Genomic DNA, 22,349 nt, shown 5'->3' with positions numbered 1-22,349 from the left:
CATGTCATCCCCCGAATTTGCTGACCTGTTGCTCCACCAGTCAGATTTTCTGAAGCCTTTTGCTATAGTGCTTACCAGAGATTCGGAGGCCGCCCGCGACCTGTACCAGGAAACCATGTACCGCGCCCTGATGCACCAGGAAAAATACATGGAAGGCACTAATATACGTGCCTGGCTTTTCACCATCATGCGCAACCTGTTCATTAACCATTACCGCCGCAGGGCCAAGCAACAACTGTTCCAGGAGCAGGCGCTCCGGGACCTTGCCCGCCTGCAGCATTCCTATGTCATTAACGAGGCTGAAAGCAGCCTGCGGATGAAAGATATTCAATATGCCATCTACCGGCTCCCGGTATTGTTCAAACGTCCCTTCCTGCTCTATTATGAAGGCTTTAAGTATTACGAGATCGCCGATATGCTCCATGAGCCCATGGGCACCATTAAAAGCCGGATACATTTTGCACGGAAAATGCTAAAGCAACAGATCGCTTCCTGATGACCGATTCCCAACGCTTCCTGTCCCTCGATGTATTTCGGGGCCTTACTGTGGCCGCTATGATCCTGGTGAATAACCCGGGTAGCTGGTCCTATGTCTACACGCCGCTGGAGCACGCCACCTGGCACGGCTGCACGCCTACCGACCTGGTATTCCCTTTTTTCCTGTTTGCCGTGGGCAATGCCATGAGCTTTTCCATGAAAAAGTACGCAGGCCAGGGGCATGCCGCCGCACTAAAAAAGATCGGCCAGCGCACCCTGCTGATATTCGGGATAGGGCTGCTCCTGAACTGGTTCCCCTTTTTCCGCTGGAACGGGGAAAACCAACTGGTGCTCAAGCCCCTTTCCCAGCTCCGTATTATGGGGGTGCTGCCGCGTATTGCCCTCTGCTATGGGTTTGCGGCGCTGATCATCCATTTTGCGGGGGAACGGCGGTCTTTTGTCATAGTCGGCTGCCTGCTGCTGGCATACTGGTGGCTGTTGCCGGCTTTCGGGCAAAGCGATCCCTATAGCCTGGAAGGGTATGCCGGCCTGCGGCTGGATAAATGGCTGCTGGGGGAACAGCACCTGTACAAAGGGGAAGGAGTGCCTTTTGACCCGGAGGGTATTCTCAGTACCCTGCCGGCCATCTGCAATGTTATTTTTGGTTACCTGGCAGGCTCCTACATACAACAGAAAGGCAAGGATTACCCGATGCTGTGCGGGCTGCTGATCGCGGGCTGCGTGCTGGTATTTGCGGCCCTGTGCTGGAACCTGGTATTTCCTATCAATAAAAAGATATGGACCAGCTCCTACGTTTTATATACAACAGGCCTCGCGCTGCTGGTGCTTTCCATACTGATGTACGCCATCGAGTTCCGGGGCTGGCGAAAAGCCGCCTCCTTCTTCGAAGTATTCGGTAAAACCCGCTCTTCATTTACGTCATGTCCGGCGTGCTGGTAAAACTCTACCTGCTGCTGCGCACCGCTCCGCAGCAAAACCTGTACGGGTGGCTATACACCCACGTTTTCCGGCCCATCGGCGGCAACTACCCTGGTTCATTGCTGTTTGCCCTGTTCCATGTAGGCCTGTTCTGGCTGCTGGGCTGGTGGATGGACCGGAAAAAGATCTACATCCGGGTATAGACTAATCCTCCCGGCTGCCATCATCGGCCATGCGCACAATTTTAGGCTGGAAACGGCCTACCACATCCACCAGGCTGCTCTGGGCGGCCATCACTTCGTTGATATTCTTGTACGCTGCCGGCGCCTCATCCGGGCCGCCGCCTATCAGCACCACGCCCTGCTCCGTTAACTGCTTGTTCAGCTCATGCCGGGTGATGGTTTGCGCGGCCTTTGTGCGGGATAACTGTCGCCCGGCGCCGTGGGAGGCGGAATGTAGGGATGCGGCCTCGCCCCTGCCCCGGACAATATAACCGGGGGCGGTCATGGAGCCGGGTATGATGCCCAGCACGCCTTTGGCCGCAGGCGTAGCTCCTTTCCGGTGCACGATCAGCTCCTGCCCGTTGTGCATTTCCTTCCAGGCAAAATTGTGGTGGTTTTCCACCCGGGCCAGCAACTGCGCCCCCATAGCTTTTATCAGCCGCCGGTGGATCAGGTGGTGACAGGCGCTGGCATAGTTGCCGGCCAGGTTCATGGCCTGCCAGTACTCCTGCCCCGCTTCACTGTCCAGCTCCAGCCAGGCCAGGTGCTGCGCTTCCTTTGGCAGCGGGCACAGCTCGCGGGCCAGGCGGGTATAGTGCGTGGCTACCTGGGCGCCCAGGCCACGGGAACCGGAGTGGGACAGCAGGCCCAGGTAAATACCTGGCGGGAGGTGACAATCGTTGGTGCCGGTCATGTGAACGATGCCCCATTCCACAAAGTGATTGCCCCCGCCGGAGGTGCCCAGTTGCCCGGCCGCCCGGTGATGCAGGTGCCGCAACAGGGGAATTTCCCGGAAAAGCGGATCTTCCAGCACCGGATCGTCCGTAAGGGTTTCCCAGGAGGCGCCGGAACCGAAGCGGGTATGGGTAGTCAGCTCCCGTATGAAGCTATCCGCCCGCTTTTCCAGGGAAGCCACCGGCAGGTCCACTATGCTCAGGCACATGCGGCAACCGATGTCCACCCCCACCCCGTATGGGATAACGGCATTGCTGGCGGCCAATACGCCGCCTATGGGCAGGCCATAGCCCTGGTGAGCATCCGGCATCAGCGCACCGGCCACGGCCACGGGCAGCCTTACGGCGTTGTTCATTTGCTGCAGCGCGCCGGTTTCAATAAAGCCTGCGCCATATATTTCATAGGGCACAGGAATTTCCTTCAGCGGGATATCCTTATCCTCCTTCACCTCTATCAGCCTGCCCGCTACTTTTCTTAAAGCATCGTCGCACAGGTATGCCATAGGGTCTGACAGCACCTGCCGCAATATCTCCAGCGCGGCTTCTTCACTATGGTGCCTGAACCGTTGCTCCATTTGGGTGATCGCCACACTGATGGCCGGCCCCTCTGGGAAGCCGATGTTGCGTAACGCTTTTCCGGTGAGTTTCAGTTTCGACATAACGGTAGCAGATATAATGGTTTTACAATTTTTGCTGCGCCGTATTCAGGGCTTTACCAGTGCTCAGTCAGCCTGTGAGGTGGCCGCCGGCCCCTGGTAAAGGTGAATACATGCGCAACGGCGCGTTGCGCGGGTAATGGGATCAATCAAACAGAGACAAAAAAAATATCTTACGAAAAAACCCTGCTCGTATGCACGGACAGGGTGGCCTTGTAACGCAGACGGTTGTTGCATCACGTTACGGCATACCTTGCCCTCCTGACCCTGACCTTGTCAAAATCATGCCCGGTCATCCGGCAGCATCGGGTTATGTTTACTGGTACACTGATCATATTCCGGTAACAAAAAAACCCGGCCTTTTTTACAAGCCGGGCTTCGTTGTTATATGCACAAATCACTTTGTTCTATCGATAGTTATAACATGCCCGGCATCTCCGATTATCCTTCTTAATAAAGGACGCTGGTGCGGTGTGTATGTTTAGATGCATGTGTCGCATGTTACAAATGGTTTGATGATTTATTTATACAGCACAAAGATAAAACGATTCCTGGTGATCACCTCATCTTTTTCCTCTTTTTTTTAAAAATTTTCGTTTAGCCATTTACGATAGGTTAGCGCGCCATCCGCCTGCCGGCGGACGGCACGCTGCTATAAATGAACTCGAAAGCAGGAATAACAACAACAGATGATTATGCTGGTCGACCGTTTATATTAGTTCCTCCATACCACTGGTACTGAACTGCTTTTCCAGCCGCTGCAACTGGCGGATGTGCCGCTCAATATGCCTGGTCAGGAAATAGATGTACTGGTATATATCGAGCTTGCCCAGATCATTGACGGACATATTGGTAAATACCAGGCGCCCTTCGCCGTTCTTCAGCAAACTAAGGTTATACATACATTGCGCATACTGCTGCTTCAGTATCACTCTTACTTCCTGCAGGTCCTTTAACCCGGTAGGTTCCATGTGATCCGGGCGAATCCATCCGAAAGACTGGCTGCCGATCACGTCTATCTGGTCAAACTTGCTGAAGTAATCACCGGGCAGGATCACGGTATGCCCGTTACTTTTACGCTCCAGCGCCCTGCGGGTGGACTTGTTGATGATGAGCAGCAGGAAATAATTGGTAAGGCTGATGTGCTCCAGCACTTCATGAGCGTTCCACTGATCAGGTCCCGGTTTAAAATCCAGTAAAGCCGGTTCTTTATCAAACCAGGTATCCAACTCCCTGAAGTTGGTCAGCAAAGCCTCTCTGACTACTTGAATTACATTTCTCATGTTCTACGCTGTTTGGGGTTATGCACCTTACCTGATCTGTTGGTACCGGTTAGTACATAACTATATTATAAAAAATAAAAAGCCCGGCTCGCTTTCCAACGGCCGGGCTTTTATATCAAAACAGATGCCTGTTTTACTATACTAGACCATAACCGTGTGGATATCTGGACATACAACTCCCCTGTTGTGTTATATAACTGTTCTTTAACAGTATATATACACAGTAGACAGTTGCTTCAATACGTTTTGTCTGGTGCTCAGTCATCATTTACTAACTACGCTAAAGCAAAAAGTCCCGCACATTCTCTGCGGGACTCTTGTTATATCACTTGATAACTTATTCTGTTAACAATTGGTGCAACACGCCCGCAACCCGCTCCTGACTTGCTTCTTCAGCTTACAGGACGCCGCAGTAATAATATGTTGTTGGTTGCGTGACATTAATTTCATTTGTTAAGACAAAGATATTTTTATTTTTTTTATTAAGCAAAATCCAACACAATTTTTTTTGCAGAATTAATAATTTTTTTATAAATGCCGGTCCACAGTCCACTGATCACAGCACAAAGGAGTGCGGCCGGCTGTTATCCTGCTGCCCGCTCACCGCGCACTGTAACCCGTGGTCCGTGAACCAGGTATCAAAAAAGGCTTAATTGTTTCTGCGGTCGCCGGAACAGGGAGGTGTCAAACTCAAAGCGTTCATTATTAAGGCCATGCTTCCGGGTGTGTATCTTAAACTGCTGGCGGATCAGGTCTGCTATATTGCCGTCTCCCCGCATGCGCCGGCCAAACTCGCTGTCATTCACCTTCCCGCCATGCATGCTTTCTATCAGGTGCCATACCTTATCCGCCCTGTCGGGAAAGTTCTTATACAACCAGTCATTAAAGATGATCTTCACTGCATCATTGAGGCGGACCACGGTATAGCCGGCAAATTTAGCCCCGTTACGGGCTGCCATTTCCAGTAACTGCGGCATTTCATGATCGTTCAGGCCGGGGATCATGGGCGCGGTCATCACGCCTACGGGCACCCCGGCGTCCGTTAGTTCCCGCACAATGCGGAAACGCTGCTCGGCGGTGGTGGTACGGGGCTCCATTTTCTGGCGCAGCTCTTCCTGCAGGGAAGTAATGGACACGTATACACATACCAGCCGGTCCTTGGCCAGTTGCTGCAGCAGGTACTTATCCCGGAGCACCAGGGCGTTCTTGGTGATGATGCCCAGCGGCTGCCTGTATTCCAGGGCCACTTCCAGCAGTTGACGGGTAATGAACATTTTGCGTTCCAGCGGCTGGTAACAGTCTGTATTGCCGGACAGGCCAATAGGCTTGCCCGTCCAGTTCTTATTATCCAGGAACTTGCGCAGCAGCTCCGGGGCGTTCTTTTTTACGATGATCTTGCGCTCAAAATCCAGCCCCGCGCTCAGGCCCCAGTACTGGTGGGCATTCCGCGCATAGCAGTAAATGCATCCATGCTCGCAGCCCTGGTAAGGGTTCATGGAATACCACATGCCCACATCCGGGCTTTCCACCTTGTTGACCAGGTTCTTTGCATGCTCCTCTATGATCTGCGTAGGTACATCCGCCTGCCACCATTCGTCGATCCCTTCCGGATGCTCCTGTGCATACTCATTCCTGAGGTATTTGTTCTTCGGATTCAGTTGCGCGCCTCTTCCTTTATAATACGGGTTTCCAGGTGCACCACCTTCTTCAAAAGGCAATGTCATAACACTAATATTTTTAGTAAAAATACTAAATATTTTAGTGCGCCAAAAATTAAATAATCCCCATCTGCTGCATCAGGAAAGTAGCGTTCTTGTTGTGGGCAATGCCTTCGCGGATGCGGTAATCGAAATAGAGGTGGTTTTGCTCAATGGTGCTTTCAAAGCAGTAGTTCTTAATGCGTTGGGGATGCGCCTGTTCCAGTTGCCCCAGCTCCAGGTCATGGGTGGCGATCACGCCCATACAGTTGTACTGCAGCAGGTGCGTGATCAGTTGACGGGAGCCGGTGAGCTTGTCGGCGGAGTTGGTGCCTTTGAGTATCTCATCCAGTAATATAAATACCGGCCGGCCGGTTTGCAGCGCTTTCACGATCTCCTGCAGGCGCAGCAGCTCCGCCTGGAAGTAAGAAGTATGCCGGGCAATGGAGTCCTTGATGCGCATGGAGGTCATAATATACAGGGGAGTACAGCTAAATGCAGCAGCGCATACCGGCGCACCACACATGGCCAGCAGCAGGTTACTGCCCACGCTGCGCAGGAAGGTGCTTTTACCGCTCATATTGGAACCGGTAATGATCAGGTAATGCTGGGGATGGCCAATAGCAATGCTATTTGTTACACACTCCCCGGCAGGTATCAGGGGATGCCCTACTGCTTCGGCTTTCAGCCCCTGGTGGTCATTCAGCTCAGGGAAAACATAGCCGGGATGGTTAAAGGCAAAAGTAGCCAGGCTGTTCCAGGCCTCCATACGGGCAATAACCTGCAGCCAGCCCTCCACCTGGTGGCGATGCTGCATTTTCCACTTATCCAGGCTGAACACGCAGTGGATGCCGTACAACACGATGGAATTCAGGAAGACGCCCACGATTAGGTTGAGGTTCTGATCCAGCGCATTGCTGATCCGGGCCAGGCGGTGCAGCGCTACATCCGCCACCGCGGCCTGCTCCTGCTGCGCTTTTAGCAAGGCGGCCGCTTCCAGCGGTTCTTTTTTTACCAGGTGCAGCAGCAGGCCAAACTTGCGGAGTATCTGCTCCTTGCTGCCCAGGTGCTCATGCTGTTCCTTGATCTTCTTAGCTGATATACCCAGTATGCCCCAGTTGATGACCAGGAATAAGGTAGCCGGGTAGTACTGGCCCGTGTAGATATAGAGAATGATGCAGGCCAGCAGGCAGGCGGGGCTGATCCAGCTCAGCAGGCGCAGCCAGCGCTTGTCCAGGAAAGCAACGGGCAGTTGCAGCCATTTGTGCAGGGCCACCCGGTCGCCGGGCGCTTCCTTTGCCAGCATCGCATGTGCGGTTAGCAACTGCCGGAACTCCACGCGGGGCGCCAGCTCCCTGACGGCCGCCTGCAGCGCCTGTATGGATGCTACATCCTGCAGCGGAAACTGCAGGGAACGGGCCAGCTCCTCCCGCCCCAGCAAGGTACCGGTACGGTTCATATGCTGATACAGGGAAGCAGGGCCAAATACATCCAGGTCTGAAGTGAAAGGGTGTTGCTCATTGATAAAGCTGCTGCCGTCCTCAAAAAGGGATTCGTTTGCAGACAGCAGGTGCAGCTCTTTTTCGTTGATCTCCTGCAGGGTTTGCAGCAGTTGCAGGCGATCCTTCTCCCGCTGGTACTTAGCCAGGGCATATATAAATATGGCCAGCAGGATGCCCAGCGGCAAAAGCCAGGCGGCAGGAAAATTCTTTGCAATATACTGCCAGGCGCTTGCCAGCATGCCCACAAAGCACACCAGCCTCACGGCGCTGAGCCACTGCAGCCGGCGGCGGGCCTGCGCTACCTGCTGCTGCAGGCCTGCCAAACGTGCTGCATATGTTTTTCCAGGGGCCATAGGAAGCGAAGATATCAGATGCTGTATTGCCGTTTCAATAATTCCGGGTACTCATGGCTTACTTTCATGATCAGCTCCCCGAAGAGGGTATTGGCCCAGGCAAACCATTTACGGGTGAACTTCTCCGGGTTGTCCTTGTGATAGGACTCGTGGATAAAGCCCGTGCCGCCATCGGTATTGCGCAGGGTGCGGATACATTCGGCAATTTCCTCCTTGTTGGAAGTAGTCAGCCCCTTCATAATAATGCTCATGGGCCAGATATAATCTTCGCCGGTGTGCGGGCTACCTACGCCATCGCCATATTTCCCTTTATAAAACCAGGGATGGAAGCTGCTCCATACAAAATGCCGGGAGGCCTGGTACAGCGGATCATCCGCCGTGGTATATCCCAGGTAGGGAATGGACAGCAGGCTGGGCACGTTGGTATCATCTATGAACAGGCGGTTGCCGAAGCCATCCACCTCAAAAGCAAACATATGCCCCAGTTGCGGGTGCTCCACGATGGCATGCGCTTTAATGGCCCGGTCCACTTCATCCGCCAGGTCCGTACAGGCTTTGGCGAAGGCGGCATCCTGCCATACGGCCGTGCTGATCTCCGCCAACTGGCGCAGGGACACTACGGCAAACATATTGGAAGGGATCAGGAAGGGGAATACCGTGGCATCGTCCGAAGGACGGAAGATAGACACGATCAGTCCTACAGGGGACATAGGCGCGCCATAACCGCTGTTGGGCACCGTATCGGACTGTATGGGCGTTACCCGCTGGAACTTGTACGGACCTTTGCCTTCCTTGCGCTGCTGTGTTTTGAAGGTGTCCAGGATCAGGCGGGCGGCTTTGCGGTAGTTATCATCCAGCACTTTGGTGTCGCCGCTGATCCTCCAGTAGTTATAGGCCAGGCGCACGGTATAGCAGAGGGAGTCTATCTCCCATTTGCGCTCGTGCAGCTCGGGCTTCATCTCCGTCAGGTCTTTTTCCCATTCGCTGCCGGTAGGGCCTTCATTGAAAGCATTGGCATAAGGGTCTATCAATATGCATTTGGTCTGGCGGTTCACCACACCGGCTATCAACTGCTGCAGCTCCTTATCCTCCTTTATCAAGGCAAGATAAGGCCATACCTGGGCGGTGGAATCGCGGAGCCACATGGCATGGATGTCGCCGGTGATCACGAAGGTATCGGGCCGGCCGTTCTCCATTTTAAAATTCACCGTGGTGTCAAGGGTGTTCGGGAAACAGTTCTCGAACATCCAGGCCAGCTTGGGATCCGCTATCTGCTTTTTTATGCTGACAATCGCTTTTTCCACTGCCTGGCTGGTGAACTTGCGCTGCGCCAGCGGGGGGCGCTGGGATTCAAAACCGTTCCAGCCAAACACCGCTTTCGGGAAGCCCAGCCCTACGGCGCCTGCCAACAGGCTGCTGTTGCGTATAAAATCTCTTCTTGCTACCATAGATAAATGCTTATGGAGGCACAAGATAGAAAAATAGTTGGAGTCTAAAGGGCCGGCAATCCTTCATACATTTCCGGCGCCATTACCGCTTCACTATAGGGGTCCGTGCGGTACAGCGACTTCACCGGCCAGTATTCCAGCGCATCCGGCGGCATTTCATAGCTGATGATCCGTTGCAGGTCCAGGTCCGTCAGCGCAGGGTTCAGCCATTCCTTTTCCAGCTCCGGCGGCAACATCAGCGGCATGCGGAAAGGGTTGTCGCCGGAGTTATGGATCTTTCTCATCACCTCGTTGGCGTTGCGGATCAGGATGGCAAAGGTGCCGGGCAGCTCGCCGTGCACATTGGGCACATGGGAATAATTGAAAAGCCCCGGCAGCAGGAACACCGGCCGGTGCTTCAGCCGGATGTAGTAAGGCACCTTCTTTTTCCAGCCTACATCCCTGAACTCATAGAAACCGGTAGCGGGCACCAGGCAGCGGTTTTGCCGGATACGGTGCCAGTAGGAATTCCGGTCGCCCAGCACCCGCTCGCTGCGGATGTTCAGCATCCAGTTGCGCTCTTTCCGGAGATTCTCCGCTTTCATATAGGGGGCGATCACGCCCCATTCAAACTGCTTTAGCTGCAGGCGCCCGCCTTCACTGGTCACCACGGGCCATTTCGGGTAGGCCTGTCCCACCATGTGATAAGTGGGATGGAAGGGAATATCCAGCGATGTTGTATCCAGGTCCGGCAGCAGCTCATAAATAGAGGCGATATCGGAGGAAAAAGAAAGATGGTAACACATAGCGATTATATTTTTTCCAGGTCATTGAGGGAAATCTGTATTTCACGATCGCCGTTCTGCAGCCGGATGATCAGCTCACCAAAATGCAGGCTCAGTTCGGCGTTGATGGGCTTACCCCTGCCCGGGCGCCAGCCGGCCCTGGCAATGTATTGCTTGATACCGGCTACCAGGTGCGCCGGCGGCTTCCACTCCCGGTCCTTCAGCCGGTTAAGGTACACGCGGTACCCTGCCGGCTGGGCGGCCGCCTTGTAGAGCTTTTCCCGCTGCAGCGGCTCCTGCGCATTGTACAGCAGTTTCCTGGGATCCTGCCGGATAGCGTCCAGGTGCTGTTGGGCGGCGTCCGGGTCCAGGTAGGGTGTGAGCAGGAAAGCTTCCTTACAGGAGGCGCCTGTTTTGCCCCGTGGGTAGGACTGCCTTATGAAATACGCGTGCCCCTGCAGGAGCAGTTCGTCCAAGGCTTCCTTGAAAAGCAATTGCAGGGGGTTGTGCATAGGTTGCTATATCGCTGTTACGGCTTCTGTGCTTCCATGAGCTTATGCAGCCCCATCATCTGCTGCATGGTATGTTCCATGCCATTGGAGGAGCCGTCCAGGAAGATCACATTGCCTTTGGAGTTTTCCGCAAAATCCTTGATCGCTTCTGTCCACATGGAAAAGAGGATCACGGAGGTGTCCATGTTGGCCTGCTGCATTTCCCGGGCCGCCATGGTCATACCCTTGGCCACCTCCTCCCGGAACAGGGCCACTCCCTGGCCGCGGAGCTGGGCGGCCTGTCTTTCCGCTTCGGCAGCTATCTTGATGGCGTTCCCGTCTGCTTCGGCCGCCTTGGTCTTGGTGATCAGCAGGGCCTGGCCTTCGTTTTCCGCCGCGGCCTTCAGGTTATTGGAGGCTACCACCTGGGCCATAGATTTCATAATGGCATCGTCAAAGGTGATATCGTTCATCTGCAGGTCCAGGAGGTGATAGCCCCAGCCTTCCAGGGTTTTATCTATCTGCTCCTTCACACTCTCGGTGATCTCACGGCGCAGGCCCAGTACTTCGGACTGGCGCTTGGTGGCCACGTAACCACGGATGGAACCTTCTATGGTGCGTATCAGCGCCTGCATGAAGCTGCGCTCATCCATAAACTTAAAGGCCACATTCTTGATGGTCTCTTCCTCCTGGTTCCATACGGCATAGAGCAGCATGGCCTTGAAATACACATTGGCCTGGTCTACCGTAATGGCCTGGAACTCCAGCTCCACGGAGCGGTTCTGGATGGATATACGTTTGAATATCTTTTCTATCAGGGGAATTTTAAAATTAAGCCCGGGGTAAAGGCTGCGGTTATACTTACCGAAAATAGTGGTAACCGCTATTGAGCCCTGCTGCACGGTCACGAAAGAGGAAAACAGCACCACTACTATGAGCAGTATAAGGGGCACCGTAATAAAAAGATTGTCCATAACAGGTAGTTTAGGGATTTTTTGGGGGTAAATATAATTCTTTTCCTGTATGGAGCAGATGAGCAAACAAACAATGGACGAAAGGGCTGAGCTAAAAAAACAACGAATGAACAATCAATGATCTGTAATGTTTTTTTGTCCCTTACATCCTTTGTTTATTGCTGAAATAAATGAAAGCGTCGTCCAGCTCAATTTGCTTTAGCTGACAGGCCAGCCTGGTTTTGAGATCAGTGGCCGCATCCTTCATCCGGTTGTATTGATCCTTCAGTGTTTGGTAGCGGGCCATTATTTCCTCGGCTGTAGCGGAGTGCTCCAGTTCCAAAATATTGTATGCATTTTCATCGGTTATCATAGCAATAGGGGTACCAGTTAATATTTATGATTCACTAATTTAATGGAGTTTGCCCGGGGAGAAAATACCCAAGCTTGGGTATTTTTTGGGCAATTTTGGCCTGTTGCCGTCAGTTAAAGCCTATTTTCCGGGCCAGAGCCACCAGTTCCGTGGCATTGCGCACCTTGAGCTTTAAGCGGATATTCTTGCGATGCGTTTCCACCGTGTAGCGGCTGAGGTTCAGTTGCCCGGCTATTTCCTTATTATTCAGCCCGCGCACCGCCAGGGTGAGCACGTCCTTTTCCCGGGTGGTGAGCTTGCTCAGCAGGGTCTCATTCTGCCGGCGCAGCACATCGCTCATGGCGTCTGCCAACTGCTCATCCGTATCCATGGCAATGGTAAGGTCCAGGAAAGCGCAAATCACCTCTTTTACCGCACCCTGCTCGTCACGGGAAAAAGGAACGGCCATCCCCACCAGCCAGCGCCAGTCGTCCTGGCCTTTTTTCCGCATACGGGTCACACCGCCGAAGATCTGCTTGTTGTGCTTAAATGACTGCCGGGCAATACCGGTCAGCTCAAAATCGTCGGGGTGCATGAGCTGCCGGAAAAACTCCACTCCCAGCGTGTTCATTTCCTGCAGCGAAAACCCGGTAGCCTCTTCCATGCTGCGGTTGCACCAGCTAACGGTGTGGTGGGTGGGATCAGATGTATAAAGCATGGCCGGAACATGATGCAGCATATTTTCCAGCCGCTGTACGCGCTCTGTTAACAGTTCATTTTCCTTTTGCAAGGTTTCGAGGGAAAGATTTGGTCTCATGCCCGGGTTCTCTGACTTCATACATAAAGTTTTAAACAAACAATAGTGAAACTAGGTTCCCAACGCGCCAGGATATACGAAACACGTATATTAAAATCTGTTACAACACTTATTCTGTAAATTTAAAATAAAATCCTATATGAGCAAGTTAAATTGTTGGGCCGGCAGACGGCAGACTCCGCAGGTTTGATATTTCCCCTATTAGGCAGTAAATTTGAGACCCGTAATTTTTACACTTTATTCATTAACCATAAAAAAACTGAGTTATGGCATTTACACTTCCGAGCCTACCGTATGCTACTGACGCTTTGGAACCGCATATTGACAAAACTACCATGGAAATACATCATGGCAAGCACCACCAGGCTTATGTGGACAACCTGAACAAAGCGATCGCCGGTACGGAGCATGAAAATAAATCACTGGAGGAACTGGTAGCCAATGCCGGCAAAATAAGCGCGGCTGTACGGAACAACGGTGGCGGTCACTGGAACCACAGCTTCTTCTGGAAGATACTGGGCCCCAATGCAGGCGGCGAGCCCAAAGGTGCGCTGGCAGAGGTGATCAACAGCACTTTCGGCTCTTTTGACGCCCTGAAGGAAAAACTGAATGCCGCAGGCGCCGGCCGCTTCGGCTCCGGCTGGGCCTGGCTGATCGTAAAGGACGGCAAGCTGGAGGTAACCTCCACTCCCAACCAGGACAATCCCCTGATGGATGTAGCTGAAGTAAAGGGTACGCCTATACTGGGCGTGGACGTTTGGGAACATGCTTACTACCTGAAATACCAGAACCGCCGCCCGGAATACCTGAAAGCATTCTGGAACGCAGTAAACTGGGATGAAGTGAGCAAGCATTATGAAGCTGCTGTGAAGTAAAATTCCGAATCCCAAATTCCAAAGGGTATATCGGTGCTTAAATAAAAAGGAAGCGTGCTGTTAATAGCAACGCTTCCTTTTTGTTTGGGGTTTGGAATTTGTTATTTGGAATTTTTATAGCTCTTTCACCTTCACATTCCTGAACCACACTTCGCTGCCGTGGTCCTGCAGAACGATATGACCTTTCTTAGTGCCGCCATAGCCCCTGGCATCCTTCCACTTACCGGTTTCCTTTGCGTTCTTCCACTCGGGGGAGCCTATTTCATACTCCGCCGTTTTCTGGCCGTTCAGCCAGTGCTCCACATGACCGTTATTCACAACAATGCGGGTATGGTTCCATTCGCCAACCGGTTTCGCCGCCGCCACCAGCGGTGCGCCCATGGCATAGTTGGCGCCGGTTTTCTGCCAGTCTTCCAGCTTCTCGGGAAAATTATTATCATCTATCAACTGGTACTCCGGGCCGCTCAGGTAAGGCGCGGCATATTCTTCTGAAGCCAGGTAAATGATACCGCTGTTGCCCTGGGGGGCGATCTTCCACTCTGCCTGCAGCTCAAAGTTCTCAAAAGTGCTATCCGTTACCAGGTCTCCCCTTTTATCGCTCTTGTCCTTTTCACTGCCCAGGCAGTGCAGCACACCGTTTTCCACTACCCAGCTATTGGAGGTTTTGCCTTTGTAAATATGCCAGCCGTCCAGGCTCTGACCGTTGAACAGCAACTGCCAGCCATCCGTTTTTTCTATCTCTGTCAGCGTATTATCCACTTCGGGCGCAGGCGTCACCGTATCCCCGGCCACCGTTACAGAGTCGGATGTATCCTCCGGATTAGCGCCACTGCCACAGGATATAGTTGCCATAGCTAATACGGATAAGGCGGGAATAAATAATTTCTTCATGATCATATGCTTTATTTATTTACAAGTTTCAGTTGCTGAGGGTCCCATTGAATGATCTTGTTCTGGAAATAGCTGTCGTTGCACAACAGGGCCGGCGCGGCTGCGCGGTAGCCGAACAGCGCGTCTTCATGCACCTTGCCGCCGGTACGCATCGCATTGAACAGGTTATAGAAGTGATCGAAGTGAGCGCCTTTATAGCCCTCTTCCGCTACATACTCCAGCTTTTCCGGGGGCAGCATCTCCTTGCGGTCGTATACATACTGCTTGCCGCCATTGGCTGCGCCTTCCTTGGTTTGCAGCAGGGGATCATCGGCTGCAGCATAGGTCTTGTTGCGGTACAGCGTTACCTTCTCCCATTCTACGGTCATGGAGCCCTCGCTGCCTACCATGCGCAGGTAGTTGGTGCCGCCGGTGCCATCCACAAAGTTAACGCGCAGGGAAAGGTTAAAGGCCGGGTGCACTTCCGTTTCCGGGTAGTCGAACATACCCAGCATAATGTCGGGCACTTCACGCCCGTCTTTCCAGTAGCGCAGGCCGCCGGTAGCCATTACCTTGTTGGGGCCGATGGAGCCGGTCACAAAATGCAGGCTGGAGAAAAGATGTACGAAGAGGTCGCCGGATACGCCGGTGCCATAATCGCGGTAGTTGCGCCAGCGGAAGAAACGCAGCGGATCAAAATCGCGTTTGGTGGTGTGGGCCAGGTATGCGTCCCAGTCTACGGTTTTGGGAGAAGCATCGGCCGGGATAGGATATTGCCAAGCGCCAAAGGGCGACATACGCGCCCAGAAGCCTTCTGCATAGTTCAACTGGCCAATGGCGCCTTCCTTCAGCAGTTGCCGGGCTTTTTCATTACCCAGGGAGCTCATGCCCTGGCTGCCTACCTGATACACTACCTTGCCGTTCCTGCGCTGGGCTTCCACTACGGCAGGTCCTTCACTGATGTCGTGCACCATGGGCTTTTCGCAGTACACGGATTTGCCCTTGTTCATCGCTGCCACGGAAATATCCTTGTGCCAGAAGTCCGGCGTGGCAATGATCACGGCGTCAATATCATTCCGTTCCAGTATTTCCCGGTAATCGCGGGTGGTATAGATATCGTTGCCCCATTTCTTTTTAGCATCCGCCAGGCGGCCGTCGTACAGGTCGCAGGCGGCTACCAGCTTTACGCCGGGCACGGTGATGGCGGTATTGACATCTGCAGTGCCCATGCCACCGGCGCCGATCACGGCCAGTTGTACCTGGTCGTTGGCGCTGTACTTTTCGTTGGCGCGCGACAGTGAGCGGATATTCCGCTGCCGGTCTGCGGCTGTTATGATGTTGGGCAGCAGGGAAGCGCCTACTACGCTTTTGGCAAATTTGCTGATAAAGCCCCTGCGGGATTGATTAGGTTTTGGCATGCTTTTCATCTGTTAATTTTCGTCTTTTTACGGTCAGATGGAACCTCGCATTAACATGTCTTTATAGGAAAAATGCTATGCTCGGTTTCTGAATTGTAATGATGTTAAGTTCCGGATGCGTGGTGATTACATTTGGTTGCCACTAAGTTGTTAATTTATAATTAAAATGCCGGAAATCATAATTCTTTTGCAGCCTCCGTTATTCCCAGCCGGGGTTTTGCCCCAGCGCCGGGTTACGTTGCACCTGTGTAAGCGGAATGGGCCAAAGATAGTTCTTCGGGTCCACGAAGCGCCGGTTGCTGTTCACGATCATGTACCCGTCTGCATCCACCGGCACGCTTTCCACATAAGGCTGCATATAGCCGGGCACAAATGCTTTTTTCATGCCTTTCACATCTTCGGCCAGCAGGCTGCCCTGCTTCCAGCGCAGGATGTCAAAGTAGCGCTGCCCTTCCAGGGCCAGCTCCACCCGGCGCTCACGGCGTATTTCCTCCCGCACGTTCAGGCCCCAGGCGGCCAGCTCCGACAGGATCATATGATGCATGCCTACCCGGTCGCGTAGCAGGTTGATGGTCATATCCAGGTCAGCCTGCGTGAGCTTGCCCTGCATTTCGCGGGCTTCCGCGTAGTTCAACAGTACTTCCGCATAGCGCATAATATGGATGTCGTTCTGGTCTTTATTGTAGGTGCCTACCGCGGACACCTCCACATACTTGGTAAAATAATAGCCGGTAGCTGTTACACATCCCTTTTTATCGGAATTGAACTTGGGCAGGTTAAAGATGGCGGAGGGGGCGGCATCCTGGTCACCATCATCCTTGCCGCCCCATTCCGCGCCGGGGGCCAGTATGGTCTGCGCCATACGGGGGTCCCTGTTCTCAAATACATCGGCGTACTCCTGTTGGGCGCCTTCATTGTACAGCGGCGATTTTTCAATCGGCATGCCATCCGTGCAGAGGTAGGTGTTTACCAGCGACTGGGTGGGACAGAAACGGGAGGTCTGGTCCGGCACCTGGCATTCACGGCTCATGTTGTGCGTGGCTACATCTATCAGGTAGAGCCTGGCGAGGATCGTTTCCTTGTTGGCGCCGGCAGACAGCCTGCCTTTGTGGGAGAACAGCTCGTTATAGCTGTTGGCCCCACCGGCTGTATAAAGATGGTATTCATTCAGGTCCATTACGGCTTTGGCGGCGGCTTCCGCTACATCATACTTCCCGTAGAACAGCGCCACGCGCGATTTCCAGCCCAGCGCCGCGCCTTTGGTAATGCGGCCCAGGTCGGCCGCATCATAGGATACGGGCAGTTCCGCCGCGGCGGAATCCAATTGCTGCAATATAAAATCCGCCACCTGCGCACGGGGCGTGCGGGGGCCGTACACCTGTTCATCACCAATATTCAGCGTGTTGGTCACCAATGGCACATCGCCAAAGAAGAAGCTCAGGTAGCTGTACAGGAAGGCGCGCAGGAACCTTACCTCCCCCGCAAACTGGTTCATTTTTTCATCGCGGATGCCCTGCGCTTTCCGGTAGTTTTCCAGGAAGTGATTACAGCGGCGAATACCGGCATACTGGTTCGCCCATTCTGAGTTGAGCGTACCCAGCGTAAAGTCATAGTTACCCGTGGAGATCGCCAGATAATCGGACATGGGCGGGTAAATGGCATTATCCGCCAGCTTCTCCATATCCACTACATTCTTTCCCTTGAGATAGGCGTAACAACCGTTGACGGCCTGTTCCAACTGTGCTTCTGTTTCCCAGAAGCTCTCATTGGTCACGGCATCCAGGGCGCCGCGATCCAGGAAATCCTTTGAGCAGCCTGCAAGGCAGCAGGCCAGTACGCCTGCTATGCCCCACAGGGTGATGCGTATAGAACGGAATATATGCTTATGCTGCATGGCAGTAATTATTTAAAGTTAATGTTAAGACCAAACACGAACGTTTTTACCTGCGGGTAGGTGCCGCCGTTAGTAATGATGGTTTCCGGGTCGTATGCATAGAAATAGTCTGTTTTGGTGAACAGGTTGTCCGCAGACACATACATCCTGAGCTGTTGTATACGCAGCCTGCTGGTCCACCTGGCCGGCAATGTATAGCCCAACTGTATGTTCTTCAAGCGCAGGTAGGCCGCATTCTGCAGCCAGTAGTCCGACTGGCGGGCGGTGGTATTGCGGCTGTCCAGGTAAGTGAAGCGCGGATACCAGGCGTCGGTGTTCTCCGGTGTCCAGCGGTCGCGGTGCACCTCCTGCGGGTAAGAGCCGAAAGCCTGGAAAGTATGCAGGCCAATGCTGTTGATGTAGCCGTTGCCCTTGCCTACGCCCTGTATAAAGAAGGAAAAGTCCAGGTTCTTCCAGCCCAGTTGCCCGCGGAAGGAATAAGTATAACGGGGAAAAGCATCGCCTATCACTTCACGGTCCTTATCCGCCGTAATGATACCATCTCCGTTGAGGTCGCGGTACTTGAGATCGCCGGGGGCTACCTTGCCTTTGTCCGCGTCAAATATGGGGAAATTGGGCGTGAGCCGGCCGGTGGAGGGATCTTTGGTGAAATCGCTTTCCTGTGCCAGCCCGTCTGTACGGTAGCCGTAAAAAGCATCAATGGGATAGCCTACCTGCAGTATGCGTTCGTCCAGCACCGGCGGGGCGCCGCCCAGGTTCAGCATTTTGTTCCTCACGTCGGAGAGTTGGGTCGTAAACCCGTAGGATACCTCATTGACCTGGTCTGTCCATCCCAGACTCAGCTCCCAGCCTTTGTTGGATACCTCGCCTGCATTCTGGTCCGGCACCTGCAGACCTAATACATCCGGCTGCGGCACTTTTAGCTGGATATCTTTAGTGCGCTTGTCAAACCAATCGCCGCTGAAAGTAAGGCGGTTCTTAAAGAAAGCCAGGTCTATGCCGAGGTTCAGCATATTCACTTTTTCCCAGCGCAGCAGCGGGTTGGCCAGAGTGGTCTGCGCCATGCCCCGGGTAAGTTCCTGCCCTATGGGCATGGTGCTAACACCCGTCAGCACCTCCAGGTAAGGATACCACTCGGAGTAAGCTACCCCATCGGCGCCGTACTGGTTGCCCAGGCTGCCGTAGGAAGCCCGTAGCTTGCCTTCGCTCAGCCAGCGTGTAACACTGCTGTTCTTAATAAAATTCTCCTGTGTAAAACGCCAGCCGGCAGAAGCGGACGGAAAAGTGCCGTAACGCCGGTCCGGAGCATAGCGGGAAGATCCGTCATAGCGCACATTCAACTCCAGCAGGTATTTTTCATCAAAATCGTAGTTCAGGCGGCCAAACCAGGAGCGCAGCGCATACTGGTAGGCATCGCCTGTGGCATTGGGATTATCGGAACCGAGGCTGAACACCGGCACCTCATCACTGGGAAAATTCTGTTTGCTGGCATAAAAGGACTCATAACGATAGGTTTCCTGCTGGTAGCCCGCCAGCGCTTTAAAGTTATGGCGCTGCAAGGAAAACGAATAGTTGAGCACGGTAGACAGGTTCTCCATGCGGCCGGTATGGTCCCTCATTGCCAGTTGGTTGCTGGTAGCATTGGTGTACCAGAAATCACCGGAGTCGGGATAATAGTAGTCTATTTTGCGGCTGAAGGCGGCATTGCGCTGGTTAATGATATTGGTGCCGTATTGCACAGTAAAGTCCAGGTTCTTCCAGATATGCACTTTTGCGGATACATTACCGGTCACTTCCTGCGACTTAAACTGGTCATATCCCCCATCTGTGGCCATGGCAACAGGATTGCTGGAACCGCCGCCGTAGCCCCAGGTGCCGTTGGTGAACTTGACCGGGTTGAGGGGCGACATAGTAAGCGATGAATAAATAGGGCCGGAGTTGTAGTCGGTCTGCCCGGCGGGCTGGTTCCGGGTACGGTCTATATACCCCAGGTTAGCGTCAATATCCACAATGTCAAAGAGGCGCAGCGCATTTAAACGTACCCTGGCATTGTTACGCACCGCCCAGTAGTTATCACCTGTCACCAGTCCCTCCTGGTTCTGCCGGCCATAGGAAAGGTAGTAGGTAAGATCGCGGGAGCCGCCGTTGAGGCTCACGTTATGCTGTTGCTGCGGTGCATAGCTTTTATACAACGCATCGGGCCAGTTGGTATTGGCAAAGAAGTCCGGGTCCGAGCCGTCCTTTACCTTCTGTATATCCTCTTCTGTATAGGTTTCCGGCAGGTTCACATTACGCTGCGCCTCGTTGAGCATTTCCATGTATTCTGCGGCGCCCAACATTTTAGGCTTTGCATAGGGTTGCTGTATACCGTAGTAGCCGTTGTAGCTGAGCACCGGCTGCTGGTTCTGCTTCCCTCTTTTGGTTGTGATCAGTATAACGCCATTCGCCGCCCGGGAACCGTAAATGGCCGCGGAGGCGGCATCCTTCAGTACTGAAACGCTTTCTATGTCCGCCGGGTTCAGGTAATTAAGGTCGCCGGGCACCCCGTCTATCAGTATAAAGGGATTTGAATTATTGGTAGTACCGGTACCGCGTATACGCAGGGTAGCATTGGATGCGCCGGGAAAGCCGGTGTTATTGATGGCAGTAAGGCCGGGCAGTAATCCCTGCAGGGCGGTAGACATAGAAGTAATGGGCCGGCCGGCCAGCTCCTTTTCGCTTACGGAGGCTACGGCGCCGGTAAGATTCACTTTCTTCTGGGTGCCGTACCCAACTACCACTACCTGGTTTAACTGGCGCATATCCTCATTCAGCACCACATCTACCTGCTGCTGGTCGCTTACCGGTACCTCTTTGGGCAGGTAGCCTACATAGGAGAACAACAATATCGCATCATTGCCCGGTACATTGATCTCAAAGCGGCCGTCCGCATCGGTAACGGTACCATTACCCGTTCCTTTTACGGTTACCGTTACGCCGGGCAGGGGGATATTGCCGGCACCTCTTACCATGCCGGTAATACGCCGTACCTGGATGCGGCTCCAGCGGCTGCCGGCCAGGGCCGCGCTATGCAATGCACTAAAGCCGGGCCGTAACAGCGGCAGGGCGGCCCCATTACCCGGGTTGCGATCGTTATCGCCTTCCTGTGGTTTAAATTCACCGGTAGCGGAAATGGCGAACTGCTGGGCCGTGATCTGCTTCAGCTTCAGGCCGTAGGGCCGGATCACGGCTAGCAGGGAAGGCACAAAGGCTTTTCCCCTGAAGTCCTGCCTGCCTGTATTGACCTTCAGTTGCAACAGTTCCGACCTGCAGATGAAACTTACATCATGTTGCTTTTCTATACGCTGCAGAACTTCTCCTAAAGTTTGCAACTGCTTGCGTTGGGCCTGGTAGCCGTAAACATGGTGCATGGCGGTACCTGCCGTTGCAAAGTCCTGTGCCTGCAGCGAAGACGCCACCAGGCAGGCGGCATAGAGCAGTGCGCACCTTCCTGCTGTTTTTAACGGTACAATTGTCAGCATATCAGGGAATTTTATTTTTTATTTCTTTGGTTGAATAAAGAGCGTATCTGCTTTTTTCTCAATGGTGATGTTCAGCGCAAATGACAGCGTTTCGAGCAACAGCTTTTCATCCTTCACACGCAATCCGCCGGAGAGCTGCGCCTGTGCCAGCTCGCGGCTGCTGATCTTTACATGGTACCCGTAGATATCCTCTATGTAAGCAGCCATTTCTTTGAGCGTTACATGCTCCAGTTGCCGGCCTTCCTCTTTCCATACGGCATACAGGTCCGCATTGACCCGCTTGCGGACGATCTTATTCTTTTTGGCGGAGTACTGCACAAAATCGCCGGGGGAGAGATACAAGGGCGTTTCCGGGAGATCGCTGAAACGGATCTTTATTTTACCGGTGTTCAGCGTGATGTTGGTAAATGCCTGGCCTTCCTTCACATTAAAGGAAGTGCCCAGCACGTCTATCTCCATATTGGCGCTGTGCACTACAAAAGCACGCGCCAGGTGCGCACCGGCGGCAGCCGGCCTGATATCGAAGAAAGCCTCGCCCTTCAGCCAGACCTCGCGCCTGTCTGCCTGCTGCCAGTTATCGCGGAATGATATCTCCGCGTTTGCATTCAATATTACTTCCGAGCTATCCGGCAACCATACCCGGCGCACACCGTCTGCCAGCCCGGTATACTGCACCATGCGGGACTGCTGCTGCCAGAGCTGCCTTCCGGCCATCGCCAGGAAACCCAGCACCACGGCAGCAGCGGCCCACCGTCCTGCTTTCCGCAGGCGGCGCACCTTTACCGGGGCAGCCGGCTCCTGCTCCAGGCCGGCGATCATGGCCAGGTTGCGGGCCAGCGCAGCCTCCACGGCGGCCGCCGTGGGCAACGTTTCTTTAAAATGCAGCCCTTCTATGAAAGCACGGGCCTCGTCCGTCTGCTCTTTTTTGTGGGGGTGCGCAGCTATCCATTGCCGCCAGCAGGCATCGCTTTCCGCATCGGGAAACCTTACCCACTGCAGGAAACGGTCGTCCGCAATAAAATCATCGGTACTGTAGTGTTCGTAATCTTTTGGTAGCTCCATTTACTGTTATTACACATACAGG

Annotated in this window: 19 protein-coding genes; 4 read left to right on the top strand and 15 right to left on the bottom strand. The window is 53.6% G+C overall.

Translation table 11 applies throughout. The features are described from left to right. The first annotated feature begins 1 nt into the window (after position 1). Genes LX66_RS07070 through LX66_RS28560 form a run of 3 tightly spaced genes read left to right on the top strand, consistent with a single transcriptional unit; the run spans position 2 to position 1,619 of the window. Complete coding sequence (locus LX66_RS07070) at positions 2 to 496, top strand: RNA polymerase sigma factor (protein WP_145711263.1); 495 nt, start codon at positions 2 to 4, stop codon at positions 494 to 496. Continuing rightward, positions 496 to 1,437, top strand: a complete 942-nt coding sequence (locus tag LX66_RS07065; RefSeq protein WP_317130564.1) for an acyltransferase family protein — start codon at positions 496 to 498, stop codon at positions 1,435 to 1,437. Before LX66_RS07070 ends, LX66_RS07065 begins: the two co-directional genes overlap by 1 nt. Continuing rightward, the gene (locus LX66_RS28560) at positions 1,419 to 1,619 is read left to right on the top strand and encodes a hypothetical protein (protein ID WP_317130563.1); all 201 of its coding nucleotides are present in this window, start codon (positions 1,419 to 1,421) and stop codon (positions 1,617 to 1,619) included. The genes LX66_RS07065 and LX66_RS28560 overlap by 19 nt, the downstream gene beginning before the upstream one ends. A gap of 1 nt (position 1,620) precedes the next feature. Here the strand turns inward: LX66_RS28560 and LX66_RS07060 are convergent, their stop codons facing one another. The 10 genes from LX66_RS07060 to LX66_RS07015 form a co-directional block, all read right to left on the bottom strand. Continuing rightward, positions 1,621 to 3,030, bottom strand: coding sequence for an RtcB family protein (locus LX66_RS07060; RefSeq protein ID WP_145711262.1), 1,410 nt, complete (start codon positions 3,028 to 3,030; stop codon positions 1,621 to 1,623). Positions 3,031 to 3,737: 707 nt separating this feature from the next. Next, positions 3,738 to 4,310 carry a DinB family protein gene (locus LX66_RS07055; RefSeq protein WP_145711261.1) on the bottom strand — a complete coding sequence of 191 codons (573 nt, stop codon included), beginning with the start codon at positions 4,308 to 4,310 and terminating at the stop codon, positions 3,738 to 3,740. A 638-nt stretch (positions 4,311 to 4,948) separates the two neighbouring features. Beyond that, positions 4,949 to 6,034: a PA0069 family radical SAM protein gene (locus LX66_RS07050; RefSeq protein WP_145711260.1), complete on the bottom strand. Its 1,086-nt coding sequence runs from the start codon at positions 6,032 to 6,034 to the stop codon at positions 4,949 to 4,951. A 49-nt stretch (positions 6,035 to 6,083) separates the two neighbouring features. Next, the gene (locus LX66_RS07045) at positions 6,084 to 7,862 is read right to left on the bottom strand and encodes a MutS-related protein (RefSeq protein WP_145711258.1); all 1,779 of its coding nucleotides are present in this window, start codon (positions 7,860 to 7,862) and stop codon (positions 6,084 to 6,086) included. Positions 7,863 to 7,876: 14 nt separating this feature from the next. Further along, entirely contained in the window at positions 7,877 to 9,310 is a 1,434-nt protein-coding gene (locus tag LX66_RS07040; protein WP_145711257.1) for a glycoside hydrolase family 125 protein, read from the bottom strand. Positions 9,311 to 9,354: 44 nt separating this feature from the next. Beyond that, entirely contained in the window at positions 9,355 to 10,095 is a 741-nt protein-coding gene (locus tag LX66_RS07035; RefSeq protein WP_145711256.1) for an SOS response-associated peptidase, read from the bottom strand. Between the two features lie 5 nt (positions 10,096 to 10,100). Further along, positions 10,101 to 10,586, bottom strand: a complete 486-nt coding sequence (locus LX66_RS07030) for a hypothetical protein (protein WP_145711255.1) — start codon at positions 10,584 to 10,586, stop codon at positions 10,101 to 10,103. A gap of 17 nt (positions 10,587 to 10,603) precedes the next feature. After that, complete coding sequence (locus tag LX66_RS07025; RefSeq protein ID WP_145711253.1) at positions 10,604 to 11,539, bottom strand: SPFH domain-containing protein; 936 nt, start codon at positions 11,537 to 11,539, stop codon at positions 10,604 to 10,606. A gap of 142 nt (positions 11,540 to 11,681) precedes the next feature. Continuing rightward, positions 11,682 to 11,891 carry a hypothetical protein gene (locus LX66_RS07020; protein ID WP_145711252.1) on the bottom strand — a complete coding sequence of 70 codons (210 nt, stop codon included), beginning with the start codon at positions 11,889 to 11,891 and terminating at the stop codon, positions 11,682 to 11,684. A 109-nt stretch (positions 11,892 to 12,000) separates the two neighbouring features. Next, a complete protein-coding gene (locus tag LX66_RS07015; RefSeq protein WP_145711251.1) occupies positions 12,001 to 12,708 on the bottom strand; it encodes a LuxR C-terminal-related transcriptional regulator in 708 nt (235 codons plus the stop codon). A 245-nt stretch (positions 12,709 to 12,953) separates the two neighbouring features. Here LX66_RS07015 and LX66_RS07010 point away from each other — a divergent pair, with 245 nt between their 5' ends. Next, positions 12,954 to 13,562, top strand: coding sequence for a superoxide dismutase (locus tag LX66_RS07010; protein ID WP_145711249.1), 609 nt, complete (start codon positions 12,954 to 12,956; stop codon positions 13,560 to 13,562). A 114-nt stretch (positions 13,563 to 13,676) separates the two neighbouring features. On the opposite strand, the gene LX66_RS07005 is transcribed toward LX66_RS07010, so the two are convergent. The 5 genes from LX66_RS07005 to LX66_RS06985 form a co-directional block, all read right to left on the bottom strand. Beyond that, the gene (locus LX66_RS07005) at positions 13,677 to 14,414 is read right to left on the bottom strand and encodes a 3-keto-disaccharide hydrolase (RefSeq protein ID WP_244620321.1); all 738 of its coding nucleotides are present in this window, start codon (positions 14,412 to 14,414) and stop codon (positions 13,677 to 13,679) included. A 50-nt stretch (positions 14,415 to 14,464) separates the two neighbouring features. Continuing rightward, a complete protein-coding gene (locus LX66_RS07000; protein WP_145711247.1) occupies positions 14,465 to 15,850 on the bottom strand; it encodes a Gfo/Idh/MocA family protein in 1,386 nt (461 codons plus the stop codon). Positions 15,851 to 16,049: 199 nt separating this feature from the next. After that, positions 16,050 to 17,744 (bottom strand): RagB/SusD family nutrient uptake outer membrane protein, encoded by a 1,695-nt coding sequence (locus LX66_RS06995; protein ID WP_145711245.1) that lies wholly within the window; start codon positions 17,742 to 17,744, stop codon positions 16,050 to 16,052. An 8-nt stretch (positions 17,745 to 17,752) separates the two neighbouring features. Beyond that, positions 17,753 to 21,265 (bottom strand): SusC/RagA family TonB-linked outer membrane protein, encoded by a 3,513-nt coding sequence (locus LX66_RS06990; RefSeq protein WP_145711244.1) that lies wholly within the window; start codon positions 21,263 to 21,265, stop codon positions 17,753 to 17,755. Positions 21,266 to 21,283: 18 nt separating this feature from the next. Continuing rightward, a complete protein-coding gene (locus tag LX66_RS06985) occupies positions 21,284 to 22,327 on the bottom strand; it encodes a FecR family protein (RefSeq protein WP_145711243.1) in 1,044 nt (347 codons plus the stop codon). Positions 22,328 to 22,349 lie beyond the last annotated feature (22 nt).

Source organism: Chitinophaga japonensis (assembly GCF_007830125.1).
GTDB classification, from domain to species: Bacteria; Bacteroidota; Bacteroidia; order Chitinophagales; family Chitinophagaceae; genus Chitinophaga; species Chitinophaga japonensis.
The sequence above is the reverse complement of the archived record's forward strand: the minus strand, read 5'-3'. Positions and strand labels throughout refer to the sequence as shown.

Coding starts and splice junctions, on each gene's coding strand:
- LX66_RS07070 (WP_145711263.1), top strand. CDS start 2: ATGTCATCCCCCGAATTTGCTGACCTGTTGCTCCACCAGTCAGATTTT.
- LX66_RS07065 (WP_317130564.1), top strand. CDS start 496: ATGACCGATTCCCAACGCTTCCTGTCCCTCGATGTATTTCGGGGCCTT.
- LX66_RS28560 (WP_317130563.1), top strand. CDS start 1,419: ATGTCCGGCGTGCTGGTAAAACTCTACCTGCTGCTGCGCACCGCTCCG.
- LX66_RS07060 (WP_145711262.1), bottom strand. CDS start 3,030: ATGTCGAAACTGAAACTCACCGGAAAAGCGTTACGCAACATCGGCTTC.
- LX66_RS07055 (WP_145711261.1), bottom strand. CDS start 4,310: ATGAGAAATGTAATTCAAGTAGTCAGAGAGGCTTTGCTGACCAACTTC.
- LX66_RS07050 (WP_145711260.1), bottom strand. CDS start 6,034: ATGACATTGCCTTTTGAAGAAGGTGGTGCACCTGGAAACCCGTATTAT.
- LX66_RS07045 (WP_145711258.1), bottom strand. CDS start 7,862: ATGGCCCCTGGAAAAACATATGCAGCACGTTTGGCAGGCCTGCAGCAG.
- LX66_RS07040 (WP_145711257.1), bottom strand. CDS start 9,310: ATGGTAGCAAGAAGAGATTTTATACGCAACAGCAGCCTGTTGGCAGGC.
- LX66_RS07035 (WP_145711256.1), bottom strand. CDS start 10,095: ATGTGTTACCATCTTTCTTTTTCCTCCGATATCGCCTCTATTTATGAG.
- LX66_RS07030 (WP_145711255.1), bottom strand. CDS start 10,586: ATGCACAACCCCCTGCAATTGCTTTTCAAGGAAGCCTTGGACGAACTG.
- LX66_RS07025 (WP_145711253.1), bottom strand. CDS start 11,539: ATGGACAATCTTTTTATTACGGTGCCCCTTATACTGCTCATAGTAGTG.
- LX66_RS07020 (WP_145711252.1), bottom strand. CDS start 11,891: ATGATAACCGATGAAAATGCATACAATATTTTGGAACTGGAGCACTCC.
- LX66_RS07015 (WP_145711251.1), bottom strand. CDS start 12,708: ATGAAGTCAGAGAACCCGGGCATGAGACCAAATCTTTCCCTCGAAACC.
- LX66_RS07010 (WP_145711249.1), top strand. CDS start 12,954: ATGGCATTTACACTTCCGAGCCTACCGTATGCTACTGACGCTTTGGAA.
- LX66_RS07005 (WP_244620321.1), bottom strand. CDS start 14,414: ATGGCAACTATATCCTGTGGCAGTGGCGCTAATCCGGAGGATACATCC.
- LX66_RS07000 (WP_145711247.1), bottom strand. CDS start 15,850: ATGCCAAAACCTAATCAATCCCGCAGGGGCTTTATCAGCAAATTTGCC.
- LX66_RS06995 (WP_145711245.1), bottom strand. CDS start 17,744: ATGCAGCATAAGCATATATTCCGTTCTATACGCATCACCCTGTGGGGC.
- LX66_RS06990 (WP_145711244.1), bottom strand. CDS start 21,265: ATGCTGACAATTGTACCGTTAAAAACAGCAGGAAGGTGCGCACTGCTC.
- LX66_RS06985 (WP_145711243.1), bottom strand. CDS start 22,327: ATGGAGCTACCAAAAGATTACGAACACTACAGTACCGATGATTTTATT.